Raw genomic sequence first — 15,213 nt, 5'->3', positions numbered from 1 at the left:
ATGAAGACACGCAATCCCTATTACCAAGGTCCCGTCACCGATCATTTCGACGGCACCAGGTTCTTCAATCCCGACGGCAAACCGCCCAAGGGCGCGGCAGATCTCCTGCGCTGGCAGTTCGGCAGCGGCAAGGTGCGCTGGCCCGCGCACAATCCAAGCCCGTTCGCGCCGGTGAAGCCTGAACTCAGCGTCGAAGGCGATCGCCTGCGCGTGACGATGGTCGGACACGCGACGCTGCTCATCCAAGTGCATGGGCTCAACATTCTCACCGACCCCGTCTGGTCGCATCGCGCCAGCCCGTTTGCCTTTGCCGGCCCGCAGCGCCGCAACGCGCCCGGCATCGAACTCGACGACCTGCCGCCGATCGACATCGTGCTCGTCACCCACAATCACTACGACCACCTCGATGTCGAGACGCTGGCAGCCCTTCACGAGGAACATGCTCCCCGCATCGTCACGCCGCTCGGCAACGACACGATCATCCGCCGCGCCGTTCCCGACGTCGAGATCGACGTGGTCGACTGGGGCGACCAGCTCGATTGCGGCGATGACGTCATTCTTCACGCCGAGCCCTGCCACCACTGGTCGGCGCGCGGCTCGCGCGACCGGCGCATGGCGCTCTGGGCCGCCTTCGTCGTGGAGACGCCGGCCGGCAAGATCTACCACGTCGGCGATACCGGCTTTCACGACGGCATCAACTATCGCGCCGCCCGCGAAAAACACGGCGCCTTCCGCCTCGCCAACCTGCCCTTCGGGGCCTACGAGCCGCGCTGGTTCATGCAGGACCAGCACCAGAACCCGGAGGAAGCCGTGCGCGGCATGGTCGATTGCGCCGCCGCCCATGTCGCCGGCCACCATTGGGGTACGTTTCGCCTGACCGACGAAGGCGTCGAAGAGCCGCGACAGGCGCTGGAACGGGCGCTCGATGCGGCGGGCATCGCCCGCAGCCGCTTCCGGCCGCTTCGCCCCGGCGAAATCTTCGATGTACCGACCGGCGGCGAGGGAGCCGAATAAAGGCGGCACTGGTATTTTCCGGGCTTTTCCGCCATATACAGCCCGAATGAAGGATGGCCCGCCCGGAGCGGGCCCGTTTGGACAATCGCGACATGACCGACAACGTGCAATTTGCCAGGATGAACGGGCTTGGAAACAAGATCCTCGTCGTTGACATGCGCGGTCGGAAGGATCGGGTGACGCCGGCCGCTGCGATCGCGCTCAATGCCGATCCGGCAACCGCCTTCGACCAGATCATGGCGATCCACGACCCCAAGGCTCAGGGCACCGACGCCTGGATCGATATCGTCAATTGCGACGGCTCCATGGCCCAGGCCTGCGGCAACGGCACGCGCTGCGTCGTCCAGGCACTGGCCGCCGAAACCGGCAAGAAGGTCTTCACCTTCCAGACCATTGCAGGCATCCTCAACGCCACCGAGCATGAGGACGGCACGATCTCGGTCGACATGGGCAAGCCGGTCTTTGCCTGGGACAAGATCCCGCTTGCCGAGGAATTTGCCGATACGAGCCGCATCGAACTGCAGATCGGACCGATCGACAATCCCGTCCTGCACTCGCCCTCGGCCATGTCGATGGGCAATCCGCACGCCGTCTTCTGGGTTGACAAGGACCCGATGTCCTTCGATCTCGATCGCTTCGGCCCGCTTCTTGAAAACCATCCGATGTTCCCCGAGCGCGCCAACATCACGCTGGCACAGGTGCTTTCGCCCTCGTCGCTGCGCACCCGCACCTGGGAACGCGGCGCCGGGCTGACGCTTGCCTGCGGTTCGGCGGCTTGCGCGGCTGCGGTCAGCGCCGCGCGCACCGGCCGCACCGGCCGCAAGGTGGCGATCGACGTCGCATCCGCCCCTGCCCCGGCAAAGCTTACGATCGAATGGCGTGAGCACGACGATCATGTCGTCATGACGGGACCTGCCGAATGGGAATGGTCCGGCACGCTGAACCCGACGACCGGCACCTGGCAGCGCGACGAAGCCGAAACGGGCGGAGCCCGAGCGCTTTGAGCGGCGTCGAGGTCATAACCTTCGGCTGCCGACTCAATACCTACGAATCCGAAGTGATGCGGGCGGAAGCCGAAAAGGCGGGGCTGAACAACGCCATCCTCGTCAACACCTGCGCCGTCACCGGCGAGGCGGTGCGCCAGGCGCGCCAGGCGATCCGCCGTGCCCGGCGCGACAATCCGCATGCCCGCATCATCGTCACCGGCTGCGCGGCGCAGACCGAAAAGGAGACCTTTGCCGAAATGGCCGAGGTCGACGCCGTGCTCGGCAACGAGGAGAAGCTGAAGAGCGCCTCCTATCGTTCACTGCCGGATTTCGGCGTCTCGGCTGAAGAAAAGCTGCGGGTCAACGACATCATGAGCGTGCGCGCCACCGCGCCGCAGATGGTCAAGCACATCGATGGCCACGTGCGCGCCTTCATCCAGGTGCAGAACGGCTGCGACCACCGCTGCACCTTCTGCATCATCCCCTATGGCCGCGGCAATTCCCGCTCCGTGCCGATGGGCGCCGTCGTCGACCAGGCGCGCAGGCTGGTTGAGAGTGGCTATTGCGAGATCGTCTTGACCGGCGTCGATGCCACCAGCTACGGCGCCGACCTGCCGGGCACGCCGACCCTCGGGCTGCTGGCGAAGACGCTTCTGAAACAGGTTCCAGAAATCCGCCGCCTGCGGCTTTCCTCGATCGACGGCATCGAGGCCGACGAACACCTCTTCGACCTGATCGCCGACGAGGCGCGCTTCATGCCGCACCTGCACCTGTCGCTGCAGCATGGCGACGACCTGATCCTGAAGCGCATGAAGCGCCGTCATTCGAGCGCCGACGCCCGCGCCTTTGCCGATCAGGTCCGGCGCTTGCGCCCCGATATCAGCCTCGGTGCCGATATGATCGCCGGCTTTCCGACCGAGACCGAAGAGATGTTCGAAAATGCCGCGAGCCTCGCCGAGGACTGCGGCATCGCGCATCTGCACGTCTTTCCCTACAGCCCGCGTCCCGGCACGCCGGCGGCACGCATGCCGCAACTCGACCGGGCGCTCGTCAAGGATCGTGCTGCGCGGCTTCGCGCCGTCGGCGCGACGCTCTACGCCCGCCACCTCGAAGGCATGGTCGGCAGCGAGCAGACGATCCTGGTCGAGAACAACGGGCTTGCCCACACACAAAACTTCACGCTCGTCGACGCGGCTGACCTGACGCCCCGTGCGCTTGTCCCGGTCTCAATCACCGGCCACAATGGCAAGCATCTGACGATGCAGGTAAAACAGATGGCTGCGGCCTGATTTATGCGGAATTCCTGAATGGCAATGGGTTTCATCAAGAGGATCTTCACCTTCGGCAAGGGCGCGGTGGAGGAAACGAAGCCGCCGGAAGGTGTACCGGAGGAGACGATCGTCTCTGCGCCCGAAGTCGAGGCGCAGCCGGAGCCGAGCGCCGAGGCGGTCGAACCGCCTGCCGCCGTTGCCGAGGCAGAGATCGTCGAAGAGAGCCCGGAAACCGCCTTCGAACCACCTGTCGACATCGAGACCCTGCCGTTGTCCGACGACGATCCGGTGCTTGAGGCCGAGATCGAGACGGCCGGTGGCCCGGCCTCCGACGACGCCGAAGAGCTGGCGCGCGACGAAGCCGCCCCGGTCGAAGCTGTGGTAACGCCGGCCGAGACTGAAGCCGCGATACCCCCCTCTGTCCCTTCGGGACATCTCCCCCTCAAGGGGAGAGAGCAGACGGAGACCGAGGCCACAGCTGAGGAAGCAACAGCTGCCACCGAGACTGCGGCGCCTGTTGCGCACAAGGCGCCTGCTCCCTCCGATGAGATCATCGTAGCCTCCCGCGAGGCCGAAATCGTCGAGAGAATCGAGGAAGCTGCTGACGATGCCGAACCCACGGCAAGCGACGTCACGACTGCCGAAGCAGACGAGGTCACGCCAACCGAAACGCTTGCTTCCGAACTCGAGAGCGAGCCCAGCGTGATCTCCGCCCCTGTGGGGGAGATGCCCGGCAGGGCAGACGGGGGTGAAGCCGCAGCCCTCCGCGAAAGCATCGAGACCGCAGAAGCCAACGCAGCAGAAGCCGCCACCGACGTCGCGCCGACCGAGACAGCCGAGGCCGAGCCCACTGCTACGCCCGCTTTGCCCAAGGGCTTCTCCGCCACAGAGCGCAAGCCCAAGGAAGAACTCGTCGCCGCGCCGAAGGAAAAGCTCAGCTGGTACCAGCGCCTGCGCCGCGGCCTCGCGCGCACCTCGTCGCAACTGACCGGCCAGATCGCCAGCCTGTTTACCAAGCGCAAGCTCGACGAAGCGACGCTGCAGGATCTCGAAGACCTTTTGATCCAGGCCGACCTCGGCGTCGAAACGGCGATGCGCATCACCGACACGCTCGCCTCGGAACGCTACGGCAAGGATGTCTCGGGCGAGGACGTGTCGCGCATCATGGCCGGCGAGATCACCAAGGTGCTTTCGCCCGTCGCCAAGCCGCTGGAACTCGATCTCAGCCACAAGCCGCACGTGATCCTGGTGGTCGGCGTCAACGGCACCGGCAAGACCACGACGATCGGCAAGCTCGCCGCCAAGCTTTCCGGCGCGGGCCTGAAAGTCATGCTCGCCGCCGGTGACACCTTCCGGGCCGCGGCGATCGAGCAGCTGAAGATCTGGGCCGAGCGCACCAACTCCGAAATCGTCTCGTCCAAACTCGGCGCCGATGCCGCTGGCCTTGCCTATGAGGCTTTCCAGCAGGCGCGCGAGAAGAAGTCCGACGTCCTGATCATCGACACCGCCGGCCGCCTGCAGAACAAGGCGGAACTGATGGCCGAACTCGAAAAGATCGTGCGCGTGCTCGGCAAGCTCGATCCGGATGCGCCGCACACCGTGCTGCAGACGCTCGACGCCACGACCGGCCAGAACGCGCTGCAGCAGGTGGAGATCTTCCGCAACGTCGCCGGCGTCAGCGGGTTGATCATGACGAAGCTCGACGGCACGGCGCGCGGCGGCATCCTCGTCGCCATCTCCGCCAAGCACAAGTTGCCGGTCTATTTCATCGGCGTCGGCGAAGGGATCGACGATCTCGAGCCGTTCGAAGCCAAGGATTTTGCCGAGGCGATCGCCGGCGTTGCCGCCTGACGGGGCGATCGGGCCTGCGCGTAGTTACGCCGGCCCGTTGCCTTGATATGGTTTTGCCGCAAAGCTGGTGTTATGAGCAGCAGGTACATGCAGAAACAGGACCCCCAGATGTCGTCGATCGAGGCTGCCAAGCCGCAGAAGGAAGTCAGCCCCTTGCTCAAGTTGGTGCTGGAGCTTGGGCCGCTGATGGTCTTCTTCTTTGCCAATTCGCGTGGCGAATGGTTGGCCGGGCATTTTCCGGCGCTCGCCGAACTCGGCGGTCCGATCTTCATCGCCACCGGCCTGTTTATGGCCGCGACCGCAATCGCGCTTGCCGTCTCTTGGGTGCTGACCCGCACCCTGCCGATGATGCCGCTGATTTCGGGCATCGTCGTCTTCGTCTTCGGCGCGCTGACGCTCTGGCTGCAGAACGACACCTTCATCAAGATGAAGCCGACGATCGTCAACACGCTGTTCGGCACGATCCTGCTCGGCGGCCTGCTGTTCGGCAAGTCGCTGCTCGGCTACGTCTTCCACTCCGCCTTCAAGCTGGATGAGGCCGGCTGGCGCAAGCTGACGCTGCGCTGGGGCCTGTTCTTCCTGGTCCTCGCCGTGCTCAACGAAGTGGTCTGGCGCTCGTTCACGACCGATTTCTGGGTCGCCTTCAAGGTCTGGGGCACGATGCCGATCACCATTCTCTTTACGCTCGCCCAGATGCCGCTGATCATGAAGCACTCGCTTGACCAGGAGAACGCCGAGTGAGCACGATGCTCGAGGAGAATGACAGCCGCAACCGGCACGCACTCCTCTGGCTCGCCGCCTGTTTTGCTGTTCTCATCATCCAGATCGTCACCCAGCATCTGATGGGTCGCCTCTGGATCTGCGAATGCGGCTACGTCAAACTGTTCGAGCCCGTGGTCAAATCCAGCGGCAACTCGCAGCATATCGCCGACTGGTACACACCGTCGCACATCATCCACGGCTTCCTGTTCTACGGCCTCGGCCATCTGCTCCTGCGGGGCAAGCCGCTGACGGCAAAGCTCCTCCTTGGGACCGTGATCGAATCCGCCTGGGAGATCGCCGAAAACACGCCGATGGTGATCAACCGCTACCGCTCCGCAACGATTTCGCTCGACTATTTCGGCGACAGCATCCTGAATTCGACGATGGATACACTGGCCATGGCCGCCGGCTTCCTGTTTGCCGCCCGCATGCCCGTCTGGCTGACCGTAACGGTCGCCATCGTCTTCGAGCTCTTCACCGGCTGGCTGATCCGCGACAATCTCACGCTCAACGTACTGATGCTCGTCTGGCCGCTGGATGCGGTCAGGGACTGGCAGGCGGGGATTTAAGCGGGCTTCGGTCGCCGTCGCAGCCCCTCATCCCGCATCCGCGACCTTCTCCCGCAGATGGGGCGAAGGGACTTGAGGCACTCACTTCATTCCACGACTGCCCGGCAGGGAAGCACGGTTTTATGCCGTCGATGCGATGCGAGAGTTTAGGGCAACCGAGCGCTACGTGTCTTCTTCGCCCCGCTTGCGGGCAGAAGGAGCCGGCAGGCGGATGAGGAGCAAATCCCTCCCATCCGAATGAGAGCTAATGCCGGGAGCGGTTACGAACCCGCAGTCGCCTTTTCGATCGCCGGCAGCAGACCCGTCTTCACGCTGTTTTCGTCGAACGGGCCGACGCGCTTGTAGAGGATCGTGCCGTCAGCGCCGACGAGATAGGATTCCGGAATACCGTAGACGCCCCAATCGATCGCCGCCTTGCCGCGCGGGTCGACGCCGATGGCGGAGAAGGGATTGCCGAGTTCGCCGAGGAACCTGAGCGCGTTTTCGTTCTGGTCCTTGTAGTTGATACCGACGACGGTCAGCCGCGGATCCTTCGACAGTTCCAGGATGAAGGGATGCTCCTGCCGGCAAGGCACGCACCAGGAGGCCCAGACGTTGACGAGCGTCAGCTTGCCCTTGATCGCCGCACCGGTCAAAGCCGGCATCGGCTGGCCATCGCGCGTCGCACCTTCGAGCGCCGGCATGTCGAGTTTTGGCGCCTTGGTGCCGATCAGCGCGGAGGGGATTTCGCTCACGTCCTTGCCGGAATTGAGCTGGCTCCAGAAGATCGCCGCAAGCCCGGCGAAGATGACGAGCGGCAGCGCCGCCAGCACGAAACGCATGGGGCCGGGTTTGCGCTCCTCGTTACCCGGAGCGGGTGCGTTGCTCATCGTGTTTCTCCGGAAGCCGGTTCGGCCGAGCGCCGGCGGATGCCTGCGGCTTCGAGTTCGGTGAGTTCACGCCGGCGGGCACGACCGTCGAGCACGACCCAGGCAATCAGACCGAGGACCGTCAGCGTGGCTATTCCATAGCTCGTGAAAACGTAGGCGGCGTGGCTCATCATTGTGCGCGGGCTCCCCGTCCGGCAGCACGGGCCGCAAGGCGCCTGAGCGCCGTGACGCGCCGGCGCAGGATTTCGTTGCGCATGGCGGCGATGTGCAGCGTGAAGAACAGCAGCGTGAAGGCGACCGCCATCACGATCAGCGGCCACAGGAACTCCGGATCAATCGTCGGTCCGTCGAGCCGCATGACGCTCGCCGGCTGATGCAGCGTGTTCCACCACTCGACCGAGAACTTGATGATCGGGATGTTGACGAAGCCGACGAGAACCAGAATGGCCGAAACCTTGGAGGACCGCGCCGGGTCGTCGATCGCGCGGTTGAGCGCCATCAGTCCGAGATACATCAGGAACAGCACGAAGACCGAGGTCAGCCGCGCGTCCCAGACCCACCAGGTGCCCCACATCGGCTTGCCCCAGAGCGAGCCGGTGACGAGCGCCAGGAAAGTGAAACAGGCGCCGATCGGGGCTGCCGCGCGCGAGGAGACGTCGGCAAGCGGATGGCGCCAGACGAGCGTACCGAGAGCTGCCAAGGCCATCACCGAATAGCACATCATCGACAGCCAGGCCGCGGGCACGTGCACATACATGATGCGCACCGTTTCGCCCTGCTGGTAATCACCTTCCGTCGTGAAGGAAAGCCAGACGCCGGCAACGAAGAACAGCGCCGTCAGCCCGGAAAGCCAGGGCAACAAACGGTCGGCCAGCGCCAGGAACCGCGTCGGGTTGGCGAGATCGCTGAATTTGCGGATGGCCAGGCTGTTTTCGCTCATGGTCGCTCTTTAGCGCTTAAGGCGCCCGCCTGCAATTGATCCGCGTCAATCGCCCGATCACGATCGAGTTGGAACGCGGATCATAAATGTTATCGATCTGAACGGCTTAGCGACAAATCCATGGGAATGCCGCAAACACTTTCGCCCGTTCTGACCCGATTGCGTCAATCGGACGCGTGCCGAAGTGCTGCGGCGGCGGCAACCGGGCCGATGACGGCGAAGAACAGGGTGATTGCCGCAAGGATCATCAAAGGTGGCAGGAACGGCGCCGGATCCTCGATCGCCGCATAGACAGCGCTGACACCGAAGATCAGCACCGGGATCGCCAACGGCAGAACAAGGATCGAAACCAGCAGCCCGCCACGCGGCAGCGACACGGCAACGGCCGCCCCCACTGCACCGATGAAGGTGATCGCCGGCGTGCCGATCAGAAGCGTCAGCATGGTGGCGCCGATGGCGATCTCGCTCATGTTCATGAAGAGGCCGAGCAAGGGCGAGGCAATCACCAGCGGCAGGCCGGTCGCCGCCCAATGCGCCGCACATTTGACGAAGACGGTGAAAAGCAGCGGCGTTTCCTGCATCAGCATCAGGTCGAGCGAGCCGTCGTCGCGCTCCGCCTGGAACAGCCGGTCGAGGCCGAGCAGCGAGGCGAGCAGCGCGCCGATCCACAGGATCGCCGGACCGATGCGCGAAAGCAGGTTCAGGTCGGGACCGACACCGAAGGGAATGACTGCCACCACAGTCATGAAGAAGAGCACGCCGATCATCGCCCCGCCGCCGGCGCGGATCGACAGTTTGAGATCGCGGAAAAAGAGCGCGATCATAGCGGCAACCTCCGGATCGGCACGCGCGCGTTTTCCGGCAATGGGCTTCCAGGCATTGCGACCCTATGCATCATGCCAGCGATCTCCTGCCAGATGCTCGAACCCCGTCATGTGCAGCTCCTTCGTGCGGTCGAGCCCGAGTGGCTGGTGGGTCGCCGCAATGACGATGCCGCCTTTGCCAAGATGCGCCTTCACCAGATCGGCAAACAGCCGGTCGGCGCCGGCGTCAAGCGCTGCGGTCGGCTCGTCGAGGATCCAGATCGGGCGATAGGCAATGACCAGCTTGGCCATCGCCATGCGCCGCTGCTGGCCGGCCGAGAGATAACCGAAGGGCAGATGGGCGATATCCGGCAGGCCGACCGCTTCGACCGCCTCGGTGAGCGCGGCGCCGCGCCCCCCGGGCGAATCACCCATGAAGTCTCGCCAGAAGGAAAGATTTTCCGCGACGGTCAGTTCGCGCTTCATCGCGTTGCGGTGTCCGAGATAGTGGCTGAGCTCGGATGGATGGGCGATTTCCGAGGGGCCATTCTCAAGTTTCAGGTGCCCGCTTTCGGGCCTCAACAACCCCGCCAGAACCCGCAGCAAAGTGGACTTGCCGGAGCCGTTCGGACCCGTCACGACAAGGGCTTCCGAGGCGTCGAGAATAAAGGAAATATCGTTAAAAATCAGGTCCTCACCGCGCGTCGCGCTCAACCCTTCAGCCATGAGGCGCATGAATTTTCAGCTTCCCTTCACTCTCTTTGTCGCAGGGCAAAAAAAAGTCCCGTTTCGACCTTCGTTGCTCTGGCACGTTTTGGAGAAATTATCTATAAGGCGGCCAACACGCCAGCGGTCGGCGTGAATTTCATCCTAGCGCCGAACATGGAATGAATTTCCACGTACGGACAGCGGAAATGGCCGCACCCGCATCCCAATTCGCGCTTCACAGGCGCTCGGGCGTTCGTACGTCAGTTTTTGGCGATCAGACGGAACGGGGTATTATCCAGTGTCCAAATCCCTAGACAGCTTCAATTGTCGCTCCACGCTCACCGTCAACGGTGTCGACTACGTCTATTACAGCCTGCCCAAGGCTGAGGCGAACGGTCTCGCCGGCGTTTCCAAGCTGCCCTATTCGATGAAGGTTCTGCTCGAGAACCTGCTGCGCAACGAAGATGGCCGCTCCGTCACCAAGAAGGACATCGAGAACGTTGCCGCCTGGCTCAACGACAAGGGCACGGCTGAAAACGAAATCGCCTACCGTCCGGCCCGCGTTCTGATGCAGGACTTCACCGGCGTGCCTGCTGTCGTCGACCTCGCGGCGATGCGCGACGCCATGGTCTCGCTCGGTGGCGACCCGGAAAAGATCAACCCGCTCGTTCCCGTCGACCTCGTCATCGACCACTCCGTCATCGTCGACGAATTCGGCACCCCGAACGCCTTTGCCCGCAACGTCGAGCTCGAGTACGAGCGCAACGGCGAGCGCTACCGCTTCCTGAAGTGGGGCCAGCAGGCGTTCAAGAACTTCCGCGTCGTTCCGCCCGGCACCGGCATCTGTCACCAGGTCAATCTGGAGTATCTGGGCCAGACCGTCTGGACCCGTGAAGAAGATGGCGTCGTCACCGCCTACCCGGACACCTGCGTCGGCACCGACAGCCACACCACCATGATCAACGGTCTCGGCGTTCTCGGCTGGGGCGTGGGCGGCATCGAAGCGGAAGCTGCCATGCTCGGCCAGCCGGTCTCCATGCTCCTGCCTGAGGTCATCGGCTTCAAGCTCACCGGCAAGCTCAAGGAAGGCGTCACCGCGACCGACCTCGTGCTTATGGTCGTGCAGATGCTGCGCAAGAAGGGCGTTGTCTCGAAGTTCGTCGAATTCTTCGGCCCGGGCCTCGACAACATGACGCTCGCCGACCGCGCCACCATCGGCAACATGGGTCCGGAATACGGCGCCACCTGCGGCTTCTTCCCGGTCGACAGCGAAACCATCAACTACCTCACCATGTCCGGCCGTGAAGAGCAGCGCATCGCGCTGGTCGAAGCCTATTCCAAGGCTCAGGGCATGTGGCGTGACGGTGACGGTTCCGAGCTCGTCTTCACCGACACCCTCGAACTCGACCTCGGCGACGTCGTTCCGGCCATGGCTGGCCCGAAGCGTCCGGAAGGTCGCATCCCGCTCGAAAGCATCGCATCGGGCTTCGCAACCTCGCTTGAAGGCGACTACAAGAAGCCGGGGCAGCTTTCGAACCGCTATGCCGTCGAAGGTACCGATTTCGATCTCGGCCATGGCGACGTTGCCATCGCTGCGATCACGTCCTGCACCAACACCTCCAACCCGTCGGTCCTGATCGCTGCCGGCCTGCTCGCCCGCAACGCGGTCGCCAAGGGCCTGAAGTCCAAGCCGTGGGTCAAGACCTCGCTCGCACCGGGATCGCAGGTCGTCGGCGAATATCTCGCCAAGTCCGGCCTGCAGAAGGACCTCGACGCGCTCGGCTTCAACCTCGTCGGCTTCGGCTGCACGACCTGCATCGGCAACTCCGGCCCGCTGCCGGCGCCGATCTCGAAGACGATCAACGACAAGGGCCTGATCGCCGCCGGCGTTCTCTCGGGCAACCGTAACTTCGAAGGCCGCATTTCGCCGGACGTCCAGGCGAACTACCTCGCTTCGCCGCCGCTCGTCGTCGCCTACGCGCTTGCAGGTTCCGTCCAGAAGGACCTGACCAACGAGCCGCTCGGCGAAGACCAGGACGGCAAGCCAGTCTTCCTCAAGGACATCTGGCCGACCTCCAAGGAAATCCAGGAGTTCATCTTCAAGTACGTCACCCGCGAACTTTACGCGACCAAGTACGCCGACGTGTTCAAGGGCGACGAAAACTGGCAGGCCGTTCAGGTTCCTCCGGGCCAGACCTATGCCTGGGACGACGGTTCGACCTACGTGCAGAACCCGCCCTACTTCGTCGGCATGGGCAAGTCCGGTTCGGGCATCTCCGACATCAAGGGCGCCCGCGTGCTTGGTCTCTTCGGCGACAAGATCACCACCGACCACATCTCGCCGGCCGGTTCGATCAAGGCGGCCTCGCCGGCCGGTGCCTACCTCATCGGTCACGGCGTCGGCGTTGCCGACTTCAACCAGTACGGCACGCGTCGTGGCAACCATGAGGTGATGATGCGCGGCACGTTTGCCAACATCCGCATCCGCAACCACATGCTCGGCCCGAACGGCAAGGAAGGTGGCTACACCATCCACTATCCGTCCAAGGAAGAGATGTCGATTTACGACGCCGCCATGCAGTACAAGGAAGAGGGCGTTCCGCTCGTCATCTTCGCCGGCGTCGAATACGGCAACGGTTCGTCGCGCGACTGGGCTGCCAAGGGCACCAACCTGCTCGGCGTCAAGGCCGTCATCGCGCAGTCCTTCGAGCGTATCCACCGCTCGAACCTCGTCGGCATGGGTGTCATTCCCTTCGTCTTCGAGGAAGGCACGACCTGGGAATCGCTTGGCCTCAAGGGCGATGAGATCGTCACGATCGAAAATCTCGCCAATGTCCAGCCGCGCGAAAAGCGCGTTGCCAAGGTAACCTACGGCGACGGCAGCGTGAAAGATGTGCCGCTCGTCTGCCGTATCGATACGCTGGATGAAGTGACCTACGTCAACAACGGTGGCATCCTGCAGACGGTTCTGCGCGACCTCGCCGCTTAATCGCGCGAGCGCATACAAGGCTCTGGAGCCGGGACGCCGAAAGGCGCCCCGGCTCTTTCTTTGAGGTGCACCGGCCAACGATCGGGTGCTGGATCGCGCTCACTTGCCATCTCACTCCAACGTGACTTCCCGTTGATGCAGGGGCGTCGTATGTAGTGAACTCCCCCACAAGGAGTAGGCCGCCGGCCGGTAACGAAGTGACGCCATGACATCCGCAGACCGTTCTTTCATTCGCCCTGTTGCACTGGCTTTCGGGCTGCTCGCAGCCGCCGGTGCCCCTGCCGGGGCGCAGGAGAAACAGGCGGTCAAGGGCGTTGTCGAACTGTTCACCAGCCAGGGCTGTTCGTCCTGTCCGCCGGCGGATGCGGCGCTGAAGTCGCTGGTCGACGAGGGCGATGTGGTGGCGCTCGCCTATCACGTCGACTACTGGAACTATCTCGGCTGGGCCGACACGCTGGCATCGAAGGAAAACACCGAGCGGCAATATGCCTATGCGCGCATGCTCGGGCGCAACGGCGTCTACACGCCCCAGGCGATCCTGAACGGCCGCGACCACTTGAACGGCGGCAACCTGCAGGCAATCAAGACGCGGCTGGAAACGATGAAGGCGGAAGGCAAAGGGCTTGCCGTTCCCGTCGACGCCAAGATCCTCGGCGAAGAAATCCAGATCACAATCGGTAGCGGCATCGGCAAGGCCAATGTCGTCGTCGTCTATTTCGACCGCGCCAAGATCGTGAAGATGGAGAAGGGGGAGAACAGCGGCAAGGAAGTCCCCTATTGGCATGCGGTGCGGGACATACAGACGATCGGCATGTGGGACGGCCAGCCCGCGTCCTTCACGCTGCCGGCGACGGTGCTGACCGAGCGCCCGGGAAACAGCGGCTGCGCGATCCTGCTGCAATCGATGAAGGACAAGGAAACGCCGGGTGCCATCATCGGCGCTGCGGCCGTGCTCGCCGGCCCTCAGGGCAAATTGTAGGGACGGCGAAGCGCAAGGGGTTGGTTCGGCCCGGCAGCATCGAGGGGCTGGGGCTGAGGGTTCGAAGTTACCGGACCGAACCGGCCATAACTGCGTTCGGTGAACTCCCGCAGCATGACGATCTGACCGGACATACGGTGGCAACGACTCTGTCCGTCAGCGCCCGCGAGTTTTGCGATGAATTGGGGCGCCGGTTTGACTGAAATGGGGCAGAGGCAAGAAATGACCTCATCGTCCCATGGCTTCCGGCTTGCTTTTCGGCTCGTGTCAGGCACACTGTAATCGTTCTGTCACAACAGAAGGCCGGATTGCCGATGACCGATGAGCCGGATTTGCCGCAAGGCGAGGCGCGCCATCAGCGCGAAACCACTTCCGAAGTGGTCGTCGATCTTCACGAATACAAGAACGCCAAGAACGCTCCCCCCATCACTTTCCATCGCCGCGAATTGGATCAGATCCTGTGGGTCTACGGCCGTATGGTCGGCGAAGGCGAGTGGCGGGACTACGCGATCGACCACCTGAGGGACCGCGCGGTCTTCTCAGTGTTCAAGCGTTCGGGCGAAATGCCGCTCTACCGGATCGAGAAGAACCCGAAACTGGCCGCGAAACAGGGCGCCTATAGCGTGCTGAACATTCACGGCACGATCCTGAAGCGCGGTCACGAGCTCGCCCAGGTGCTCAAGGTATTCGACAAGGTGCTGAGGCTGGTGGAAACCTGACCAGCGGGAAAGGGTGCCATCAGGAGACGCACGCCGACGTCACGGGCAGCAACGGCACGACCTGCCTACGGCGCGCTGCGAGGCGCTTCGCCGACTGACATTCTTCAGCAAGCGATGGTCACTGGTAGAGGGTGTCCGGATAGACGTCTTCCGGCGGGTCGGTCGCCTGGCCCTCGCCGAGCGCGAGCTGCATGATCGTCGTGTCGAGCCAGCGGCCATGCTTGAAGCCGGTCGCTTTCATCGTGCCCTGGAGTTCGAAGCCGAGCGACCGGTGCACGGCGATCGAGGCTGGATGGGCACCGCCGATCACCGCGACCATCTGGCGGAAGCCGAGTTCAGTGCAACGCCGGACGAGCTCGACCAGCAGCGCCTTGCCGGCACCTTTGCCGCGCGCTTCCGGCGCCAGGTAGACGGAATCCTCGACCAGGAAACGATAGGCCGTGCGCGTGCGGAAGCCGGATGCGTAGGCATAACCGATGATCGTCCCGCCCGCGTCTACCGCAACCATGTACGGGTAGCCGCTGCCGATGATCGTTTCGAACCGGGCCCGCATCTCCTTTTCGGATGGCGGGTTGATCTCGTAGGTCGCAACGCCGTGCAACACGGATTCGCGATAGATCTCGGTGATAATGGGAAGATCGGCCAGGGTGGCGTCGCGCAGGGTCAGGGACATGGCTAAAGACTTTGATCCCAAGGTTTCGTCGTCCTTTCACTCCCACGGAGTCCGGACGCTTTCAAGCTGCTTCAGCAAAC

At 63.5% G+C, this 15,213-nt stretch carries 15 protein-coding genes; 9 read left to right on the top strand and 6 right to left on the bottom strand.

Annotated features, from left to right (window positions below; translation table 11 throughout):
• The 6 genes from OVA00_RS20100 to OVA00_RS20075 all read left to right on the top strand — a co-directional run bounded on the left by OVA00_RS20100 (position 1) and on the right by OVA00_RS20075 (position 6,453).
• The gene (locus tag OVA00_RS20100) at positions 1–1,014 is read left to right on the top strand and encodes an MBL fold metallo-hydrolase (RefSeq protein ID WP_034802812.1); all 1,014 of its coding nucleotides are present in this window, start codon (positions 1–3) and stop codon (positions 1,012–1,014) included.
• A 92-nt stretch (positions 1,015–1,106) separates the two neighbouring features.
• Positions 1,107–2,018 carry a diaminopimelate epimerase gene (dapF, locus tag OVA00_RS20095; protein ID WP_134885873.1) on the top strand — a complete coding sequence of 304 codons (912 nt, stop codon included), beginning with the start codon at positions 1,107–1,109 and terminating at the stop codon, positions 2,016–2,018.
• Positions 2,015–3,289 (top strand): tRNA (N(6)-L-threonylcarbamoyladenosine(37)-C(2))-methylthiotransferase MtaB, encoded by a 1,275-nt coding sequence (gene mtaB, locus OVA00_RS20090; protein ID WP_134885874.1) that lies wholly within the window; start codon positions 2,015–2,017, stop codon positions 3,287–3,289. Before dapF ends, mtaB begins: the two co-directional genes overlap by 4 nt.
• 18 nt (positions 3,290–3,307) lie before the next feature.
• Complete coding sequence (gene ftsY, locus OVA00_RS20085) at positions 3,308–5,122, top strand: signal recognition particle-docking protein FtsY (protein ID WP_268089525.1); 1,815 nt, start codon at positions 3,308–3,310, stop codon at positions 5,120–5,122.
• 108 nt (positions 5,123–5,230) lie between these two features.
• Positions 5,231–5,863, top strand: a complete 633-nt coding sequence (locus tag OVA00_RS20080) for a septation protein A (RefSeq protein ID WP_089044390.1) — start codon at positions 5,231–5,233, stop codon at positions 5,861–5,863.
• Positions 5,864–5,868: 5 nt separating this feature from the next.
• On the top strand, positions 5,869–6,453 hold the full coding sequence (locus OVA00_RS20075; protein WP_113505314.1) for a DUF2585 domain-containing protein: 585 nt from the start codon (positions 5,869–5,871) through the stop codon (positions 6,451–6,453).
• A 260-nt stretch (positions 6,454–6,713) separates the two neighbouring features.
• Here OVA00_RS20075 and OVA00_RS20070 read toward each other — a convergent pair whose 3' ends face one another.
• The 5 genes from OVA00_RS20070 to ccmA all read right to left on the bottom strand — a co-directional run bounded on the left by OVA00_RS20070 (position 6,714) and on the right by ccmA (position 9,800).
• On the bottom strand, positions 6,714–7,322 hold the full coding sequence (locus OVA00_RS20070) for a DsbE family thiol:disulfide interchange protein (protein ID WP_268089524.1): 609 nt from the start codon (positions 7,320–7,322) through the stop codon (positions 6,714–6,716).
• Complete coding sequence (gene ccmD / locus OVA00_RS20065; RefSeq protein WP_082566526.1) at positions 7,319–7,495, bottom strand: heme exporter protein CcmD; 177 nt, start codon at positions 7,493–7,495, stop codon at positions 7,319–7,321. The genes OVA00_RS20070 and ccmD overlap by 4 nt, the downstream gene beginning before the upstream one ends.
• Complete coding sequence (locus OVA00_RS20060; RefSeq protein ID WP_060611226.1) at positions 7,492–8,262, bottom strand: heme ABC transporter permease; 771 nt, start codon at positions 8,260–8,262, stop codon at positions 7,492–7,494. Before OVA00_RS20060 ends, ccmD begins: the two co-directional genes overlap by 4 nt.
• A 164-nt stretch (positions 8,263–8,426) precedes the next feature.
• Complete coding sequence (ccmB, locus tag OVA00_RS20055) at positions 8,427–9,086, bottom strand: heme exporter protein CcmB (protein ID WP_034802831.1); 660 nt, start codon at positions 9,084–9,086, stop codon at positions 8,427–8,429.
• Between the two features lie 63 nt (positions 9,087–9,149).
• The gene (gene ccmA, locus OVA00_RS20050) at positions 9,150–9,800 is read right to left on the bottom strand and encodes a heme ABC exporter ATP-binding protein CcmA (protein ID WP_268089523.1); all 651 of its coding nucleotides are present in this window, start codon (positions 9,798–9,800) and stop codon (positions 9,150–9,152) included.
• Positions 9,801–10,071: 271 nt separating this feature from the next.
• Here ccmA and acnA point away from each other — a divergent pair, with 271 nt between their 5' ends.
• The 3 genes from acnA (at position 10,072) to OVA00_RS20035 (ending at position 14,460) form a co-directional block, all read left to right on the top strand.
• Positions 10,072–12,762 (top strand): aconitate hydratase AcnA, encoded by a 2,691-nt coding sequence (gene acnA, locus OVA00_RS20045; RefSeq protein WP_034802837.1) that lies wholly within the window; start codon positions 10,072–10,074, stop codon positions 12,760–12,762.
• 205 nt (positions 12,763–12,967) lie between these two features.
• A complete protein-coding gene (locus tag OVA00_RS20040) occupies positions 12,968–13,741 on the top strand; it encodes a DUF1223 domain-containing protein (RefSeq protein WP_060521460.1) in 774 nt (257 codons plus the stop codon).
• Between the two features lie 314 nt (positions 13,742–14,055).
• Positions 14,056–14,460: a DUF2794 domain-containing protein gene (locus OVA00_RS20035; protein ID WP_034802844.1), complete on the top strand. Its 405-nt coding sequence runs from the start codon at positions 14,056–14,058 to the stop codon at positions 14,458–14,460.
• A 118-nt stretch (positions 14,461–14,578) separates the two neighbouring features.
• Here the strand turns inward: OVA00_RS20035 and OVA00_RS20030 are convergent, their stop codons facing one another.
• Positions 14,579–15,133 (bottom strand): GNAT family N-acetyltransferase, encoded by a 555-nt coding sequence (locus OVA00_RS20030; RefSeq protein WP_268089522.1) that lies wholly within the window; start codon positions 15,131–15,133, stop codon positions 14,579–14,581.
• Positions 15,134–15,213 lie beyond the last annotated feature (80 nt).

The organism is Ensifer sp. SL37 (assembly GCF_026672675.1).
Taxonomy (GTDB): Bacteria; Pseudomonadota; Alphaproteobacteria; order Rhizobiales; family Rhizobiaceae; genus Ensifer; species Ensifer adhaerens.
The sequence above is the reverse complement of the archived record's forward strand: the minus strand, read 5'-3'. Positions and strand labels throughout refer to the sequence as shown.

Excerpts from the sequence above, each read along its gene's own strand:
- ccmB (WP_034802831.1), bottom strand. The coding sequence starts at position 9,086 with ATGATCGCGCTCTTTTTCCGCGATCTCAAACTGTCGATCCGCGCCGGC.
- OVA00_RS20030 (WP_268089522.1), bottom strand. The coding sequence starts at position 15,133 with ATGTCCCTGACCCTGCGCGACGCCACCCTGGCCGATCTTCCCATTATC.
- OVA00_RS20075 (WP_113505314.1), top strand. The coding sequence starts at position 5,869 with ATGCTCGAGGAGAATGACAGCCGCAACCGGCACGCACTCCTCTGGCTC.
- OVA00_RS20040 (WP_060521460.1), top strand. The coding sequence starts at position 12,968 with ATGACATCCGCAGACCGTTCTTTCATTCGCCCTGTTGCACTGGCTTTC.
- OVA00_RS20035 (WP_034802844.1), top strand. The coding sequence starts at position 14,056 with ATGACCGATGAGCCGGATTTGCCGCAAGGCGAGGCGCGCCATCAGCGC.
- OVA00_RS20060 (WP_060611226.1), bottom strand. The coding sequence starts at position 8,262 with ATGAGCGAAAACAGCCTGGCCATCCGCAAATTCAGCGATCTCGCCAAC.
- ccmD (WP_082566526.1), bottom strand. The coding sequence starts at position 7,495 with ATGATGAGCCACGCCGCCTACGTTTTCACGAGCTATGGAATAGCCACG.
- OVA00_RS20070 (WP_268089524.1), bottom strand. The coding sequence starts at position 7,322 with ATGAGCAACGCACCCGCTCCGGGTAACGAGGAGCGCAAACCCGGCCCC.
- OVA00_RS20080 (WP_089044390.1), top strand. The coding sequence starts at position 5,231 with ATGTCGTCGATCGAGGCTGCCAAGCCGCAGAAGGAAGTCAGCCCCTTG.
- dapF (WP_134885873.1), top strand. The coding sequence starts at position 1,107 with ATGACCGACAACGTGCAATTTGCCAGGATGAACGGGCTTGGAAACAAG.
- OVA00_RS20100 (WP_034802812.1), top strand. The coding sequence starts at position 1 with ATGAAGACACGCAATCCCTATTACCAAGGTCCCGTCACCGATCATTTC.
- ftsY (WP_268089525.1), top strand. The coding sequence starts at position 3,308 with ATGGCAATGGGTTTCATCAAGAGGATCTTCACCTTCGGCAAGGGCGCG.
- ccmA (WP_268089523.1), bottom strand. The coding sequence starts at position 9,800 with ATGCGCCTCATGGCTGAAGGGTTGAGCGCGACGCGCGGTGAGGACCTG.